Below are 5495 nucleotides of genomic sequence, written 5' to 3' on the forward strand. Positions count from 1 at the left end.
TGCAAAGTGGCACGCGGAGGGTAGTTTGATCGGTTCCCACGTCTTCTCCAATCCGCGGGAAATCAATTCCAGTCCATTTTGCTTCGGGGTCGAGACCTCTTGCAAACCGGCATGGATTTCGTGTTCGACCGTTCCCACGCCGCCCTTTCGGGCGGCGCCGATCGCAGAAATTCCCTGATGCAGATATCGGCGGCGAGCGTCCCGGCAGAGGATCCCAAGCGGCGCGTCCTGAAGGACGTGTTCGGCTTCGACGATTTTCGTCCCGGCCAGGCACCCGTGATGGAAACGCTGCTGGCCGGGCGCCATGTGCTGGCCGTCATGCCGACGGGCGCGGGCAAATCGCTGTGCTACCAGGTCCCGGCGCTGGTTCTTGGCGGACTCACCATCGTCGTGTCGCCGCTGGTTGCGCTGATGCAGGATCAGGTCGCGGCATTGCGGCTTGCCGGCGTGGCGGCCGATACGATCAATTCCTCGCTCGACCGCGAGGCCAATGTCGCGGCATGGCGCCGTGTCGCCTCGGGCCAGACACGCCTGCTGTATCTGGCGCCGGAGCGGCTGATGACCGAACGGATGCTCGAAGCGCTGGCCAGGCTCGATATAAGCCTGATCGCCATCGACGAGGCGCATTGCATCTCGCAATGGGGGCCGGCGTTCCGGCGCGAATATGAGGAGTTGTCGCGGCTCTCCGGCATTTTCCCCGATGCGCCGATCATCGCGCTGACGGCGACCGCGGACGAGGCGACGCGCAACGACATCGCCGCGCGGCTGTTCGCGGGGCGCGTCGAGAGCCTGGTGCTGGGTTTCGACCGGCCGAACATCAAGCTCGGCATCGAGGCCAAGCAGAACAGCAAGCGCCAGTTGCTGGATTTCGTGCAACGTCATCCCGGGCGCAGCGGCATAATCTACTGCCTGTCGCGCAAGAAGACGGAAGAGATGGCGGCCTTCCTCGAACGGAACGGCGTCACCGCGCTCGCCTATCATGCCGGCATGAGCAAGGACGCGCGTGAAGCGAATCAAAACGCTTTCATGACGCTCTCCGGCGTGGTGATGGTGGCGACCATCGCCTTCGGCATGGGCATCGACAAGCCTGACGTCGCCTATGTCTTCCACACCGATATGCCGGGCAGCCTGGAGGCTTACTATCAGGAAATCGGCCGCGCCGGCCGTGACGGGCGGGAGGCCGAGGCGCATATGCTGTTCGGCCTCGGCGATATCCGCATGCGGCGCTTGTTCATCGACGACGAGGACGCAGCGGCGGAACACAAAAGGCGCGCGCATCGCCGGCTTGATACGCTGATCGGCTATTGCGAGACGGCGCAGTGCCGCCGCCAGGTGCTGCTTGGCTATTTCGGCGAGGAAGCGTCGCCGTGCGGCAATTGCGACAACTGCCTCGATCAGGTGCCGCGCGCGGATGGCACTGCCGAGGCGCGCATCATCCTGGCGGCGGTCGCGCAGAGCGGCGAACGCTTCGGTGCGGCCCATGTCATCGACATTCTGCTCGGCCATGAAACCGAGAAGGTGCTGGCCAGAGGCCATGAGAGGCTCGCCAGCTTCGGCAGCGGCGTGGCGCACAAGAAGGATTTCTGGCTGTCGCTGATCCGCCAGCTTGTCGCGGGCGGTTTCCTGGAGCCGGATCCGTCCGGCCATGGCGGTCTCGCCATCGCCGAAAAGGGTCATGCGCTCGGCGGTGGCGAGATCCCGTTCCAGTATCGTATCGAGACGCGGCATCGCGCCGCGCGCGGCAAGCTGCGTTCCGCCGGAGGTACCGCCACGGGCAGCGAAGGCCTCGATGCTTCGCTGCTCGCCACGCTCAAGGCGCTGCGGCTGCGCCTTGCCAAGGAACGCCAGGTGCCGGCCTACGTGATCTTCTCCGATCGCACGCTGATCGACATGGCTGAGCGCCGCCCGCGCGACCTCGACGCCTTCGCCGAAGTGAATGGCGTCGGCGCCGCGAAGCTTAGGGAATTCGGAGAGATTTTTCTGAGCGCAATCGCCGCGCACCAGTAGGTGAGGGGCGTAGCTCTTTGTTTTTTGCGCAATTCCAAGCCAAGCATCACGGCTGGATCGCGGGCTCATTTGTCCCGGTAGAGGATCATGCCGGCGTGGTGCAGCACCCCGTCGATGAACTCTCCATCCGCAGTGAAACCGGTGTCGTCCCGGTAGTCGATGTGGTTCCCCGTCACGCGATAGCGCCCCAGATAGGCACGCTCGCGTTTCCCCCGGGCCTCGACGTAGCGGCCGTCCTGCAAGAGTTCGTGGCGGATGTAGCGGTCGGCAGTGACCCACATGCCGACATAGGAATGGGTCTGATTGTTCATCTGGTCCTCGGCAATTGCTGAGCCAACGAATGCCATGAAGAGCGACGCGGCGATGACTGGTCCACGCATCAGTGCGCCGCCCGCGTTGGGCGCACGACGATCTCGTTGACGTCGACATCTTCCGGTTGCTCGATGGCAAAGCGCACCGCCCGGCCGATCGCGTCCGGCTGCAGCGCGATGGCGCGATAGATGCTCATCGCGTCGGCGGCCGCCGGATCGGTGATCGTGCCGGCAAGCTCACTTTCGACCACGCCCGGATGGATACAGGTAACCCTGATATCGTTTCGTTCCTGGCGCAGCCCGTCGGAGATGGCACGCACGGCATATTTGGTCGCGCAATAAACCGCCGCTGTCGGCGACACGGTGAGCGCGCCAACCGAGGCGATGTTGATGATGTGGCCCGAGCCGCGCGCCATCATCTCAGGCAGCACTGCGGCAATCCCATGCAGTACGCCCTTGATGTTGACGTCGACCATACGGTCCCACTCATCCACCTTCATCGATGCCATCAGCGACAGCGGCATGATGCCGGCATTGTTGACGATCACATCGACCTGCCCCCAGTCCTGCCGCGCCGCTTCGGCGAAAGCCATGACGTCGGCATGATCGGTCACGTCGAGCCTGCGGGTCATCGCCTCGCCGCCGCCCGCGCGGATTTCCTGCGCCAGCGTCTCCAACCGGTCAGTGCGGCGCGCGCCGAGCATCAGCCTGGCGCCAGCCACGCCAAGTTCGCGAGCGATGCCAGCGCCGATGCCGCTGGAGGCGCCGGTGATGAGAACAACCTTGTCGAGGGGCATGGCAACTTCCTTTCTTTTTCGGATTTCGTGGTGGGTTGCCGTGAAGATATGCCCAAGGCATTGTTGCGATAAGATGCCTATTCCTTCACATCATGGAAAGCTGAGCTAACCAATGTTGCCGGACGTTAATGCACTGGTGGTCTTTGCGCTTGTCGCCGAGCAGCGGAATTTCCGTGCGGCGGCCGACCGGTTGGGCGTGAGCCGGTCGGCCGTCAGCCAGACGATCAGGCGGCTGGAAGAGAGCCTCGGCATTGCATTGCTACGGCGCACAACGCGCAGTGTCAGCCTGACCGAGGCCGGGGAAAGGCTCCATGCCGAAGTGGGACCGGCCATTGCCGACATGCGTGCGGCGCTCGATGCAGCCCAGTCGCTGCGCGACCGTCCGCGTGGGCAATTGCGGCTGGCCGTATCGTCAATTGCCGAACGGTTCCTGTCGGGATCGTTCCTTGCGACGTTTTCCGAAGCCAATCCCGAGATCCAACTCGATGTCACGGTGACCGACGATGAGTTCGACATCGTGGTCGAAGGCTACGATGCCGGGGTCCGGTTGGGAGAGGTCATCGAGCAGGACATGATCGCTGTGCCGGTTGCGGGCGACGAGCGGCAACTCGCCGTCTGTTCGCCTGCCTATCGCGACCGCTTCGGCCTGCCCTGGCATCCCACCCAACTGGCCGCGCATCGCTGCATCGGTTGGCGCCCGGGGCCGAAAGCAGCGCCTTACCGATGGGAGTTCGCCGAGCATGGCAAGGAATTTCGGGTCGCGGTCGCTCCCGAGATCACGACGAACGACATGGCGCTGATGATCAAGATGACTGTCGCCGGAGCCGGTATAACCTTCGGCATGGAAGAGAGTTTCCGTCCCTTCATCGAACGGGGAGAACTGGTTCCAGTCCTTGAGGACTATTGCCCGCGCTTTTCGGGTTTCTATCTGTACTATCCAAGCCGCAGGAATATCGCGCCAAAGCTGCGCGCCCTCATCGATCACTTGAAGCGCTACGAATGGCGACCGTAATCTCGAGAAATCGCGCAGCCGATTACGGTGGTGGAACGCGTGCGGCGATCGATGGTGTTGCGAGACGTTCAGCGGCAGCTTGGTCGTCAGCGGGGTCAGCAGTAGCGATGCCGCCACCGCCCATCCCACCCCCGCCCATGTCACCGCCACCTTTTCCGCCGCCGCCAGCAGTCTCGCCGCCGCGCTCGTTTCTGCCGCGCGCACTGGTGCCTGACGGCCTGGCCGGGCCTTGCTGGGGATCGCAAGGTCGGACGGTATAGGAGCGAGATACAAAGCTTCGCGGATGAAGTTTCGCAGCGAAACAACGAGATCGTGCACGTGCACAGGATGTCCGGACACCATCTCTCGTATTGCTCGTTCGGCCGGCGAACCTGCTCTTCGGTGCCAAGCAGGAGGATGTCCGACAGACAGGCCTCCACCGCATCGCGAATGCGTCGGGCGCGATCCGATCCCGCGACGCGTTCGGCGCTCGGGTCGACGGCCGGCACGGTATCGCTCTCGACGACAGGCGGCTCGCTTCGCTGAAAGTCGCGCAGATGGGCCGGATCGACAGCCAGGTCTCCGGTGAAGGGTTCGCCCAATGTCTTTTAGGCCGCGATCAAGGTGCGAAGGCGCTCGTTGATCTGACGGTTCGTGCGTTCGCGGCGCTGCTGGATTGTGAACATCATCAACAGTCGAATGCCGATGCCGATAAGCGTGAAAAGCGCCAGGCCGATAAGCGTCACGAGCACGCTCTGCCACGAGCTGAAGTCGATGTTGCGCAAAGCGTGGGTGCCCTGCCCGTTGCCTCCAGCCCGGTTTCATCGCCGGCCGGCTACACGGCTATTCCTGCGCCAAAATGGCCTAGCAGCAACCTAAGGCAGAGTGCGATGACAGCCGCGGCACCAGGATAGCGAAAAGCGCCAAAGAGCGGTTCAGCTTTTTATAGAGCCGCTGACCCGCTCCAAGTGTTATTTTACGCAATTCCGGACGGAAACCGCTACAGACGTTCCTGGAATTACCCTCACAGGAGGCTGAGGCAGGCAACGAGGACTGTTTGTTTACCGGTCTTGCTTGACCGCAGCAGCCCTCGCGGGACGTTGTCCCTGCTCAAGTCACAAAGAATGAGTTTGCCGTAAGCGAGAGACCCGGGGAAAGAGTGGCGAACTGTATCTGAGCCGCGCCGCCGATGCCGTCGCTGTCGAAAGAGAGCGCCCCGGTTGAACTGTTGTAGATGATATGGTCGGTGCTGTCGTGCGCGGCCGCACCGGCAAAGAAGGCGGCGGAAGTGAGCGCGCCCGCGCCCAGCCCGGCAAAAATGGCATTCTCGAGCTGGATCTTGTCCTGGGACGCGTTGAAGTCGGTAATCCTGTCGACATTGCCGTTACC

General features: G+C 63.1%; 5 protein-coding genes and 1 pseudogene. 3 read left to right on the top strand and 3 right to left on the bottom strand.

Annotated elements, in window-relative coordinates:
* Nucleotides 1–177: 177 nt before the first annotated feature.
* Nucleotides 178–2007 carry a DNA helicase RecQ gene (gene recQ / locus MESS2_RS08010; protein ID WP_040592506.1) on the top strand — a complete coding sequence of 610 codons (1830 nt, stop codon included), beginning with the start codon at nucleotides 178–180 and terminating at the stop codon, nucleotides 2005–2007.
* Nucleotides 2008–2072: 65 nt separating this feature from the next.
* Here recQ and MESS2_RS08015 read toward each other — a convergent pair whose 3' ends face one another.
* Together MESS2_RS08015 and MESS2_RS08020 are read right to left on the bottom strand one after the other, a co-directional pair.
* Nucleotides 2073–2354 (bottom strand): Atu4866 domain-containing protein, encoded by a 282-nt coding sequence (locus MESS2_RS08015; RefSeq protein ID WP_341872351.1) that lies wholly within the window; start codon nucleotides 2352–2354, stop codon nucleotides 2073–2075.
* A 32-nt stretch (nucleotides 2355–2386) separates the two neighbouring features.
* Nucleotides 2387–3115 (bottom strand): SDR family oxidoreductase, encoded by a 729-nt coding sequence (locus MESS2_RS08020; protein ID WP_008873670.1) that lies wholly within the window; start codon nucleotides 3113–3115, stop codon nucleotides 2387–2389.
* 112 nt (nucleotides 3116–3227) lie between these two features.
* Here MESS2_RS08020 and MESS2_RS08025 point away from each other — a divergent pair, with 112 nt between their 5' ends.
* Both MESS2_RS08025 and MESS2_RS32940 read left to right on the top strand, forming a co-directional pair.
* A complete protein-coding gene (locus MESS2_RS08025) occupies nucleotides 3228–4127 on the top strand; it encodes a LysR family transcriptional regulator (RefSeq protein WP_008873671.1) in 900 nt (299 codons plus the stop codon).
* A 350-nt stretch (nucleotides 4128–4477) separates the two neighbouring features.
* Complete coding sequence (locus MESS2_RS32940) at nucleotides 4478–5020, top strand: hypothetical protein (protein ID WP_008873673.1); 543 nt, start codon at nucleotides 4478–4480, stop codon at nucleotides 5018–5020.
* Between the two features lie 196 nt (nucleotides 5021–5216).
* Here the strand turns inward: MESS2_RS32940 and MESS2_RS08035 are convergent.
* Nucleotides 5217–5495: pseudogene (locus MESS2_RS08035) on the bottom strand (calcium-binding protein); the annotation flags it as partial.

It is taken from the genome of Mesorhizobium metallidurans STM 2683, assembly GCF_000350085.1.
In the GTDB taxonomy this organism is placed as follows: domain Bacteria; phylum Pseudomonadota; class Alphaproteobacteria; order Rhizobiales; family Rhizobiaceae; genus Mesorhizobium; species Mesorhizobium metallidurans.

Bases quoted from the DNA above. Each gene is read 5' to 3' on its own strand.
- MESS2_RS08020 (WP_008873670.1), bottom strand. From the start codon at position 3,115: ATGCCCCTCGACAAGGTTGTTCTCATCACCGGCGCCTCCAGCGGCATC.
- recQ (WP_040592506.1), top strand. From the start codon at position 178: ATGCAGATATCGGCGGCGAGCGTCCCGGCAGAGGATCCCAAGCGGCGC.
- MESS2_RS08025 (WP_008873671.1), top strand. From the start codon at position 3,228: ATGTTGCCGGACGTTAATGCACTGGTGGTCTTTGCGCTTGTCGCCGAG.
- MESS2_RS08015 (WP_341872351.1), bottom strand. From the start codon at position 2,354: ATGGCATTCGTTGGCTCAGCAATTGCCGAGGACCAGATGAACAATCAG.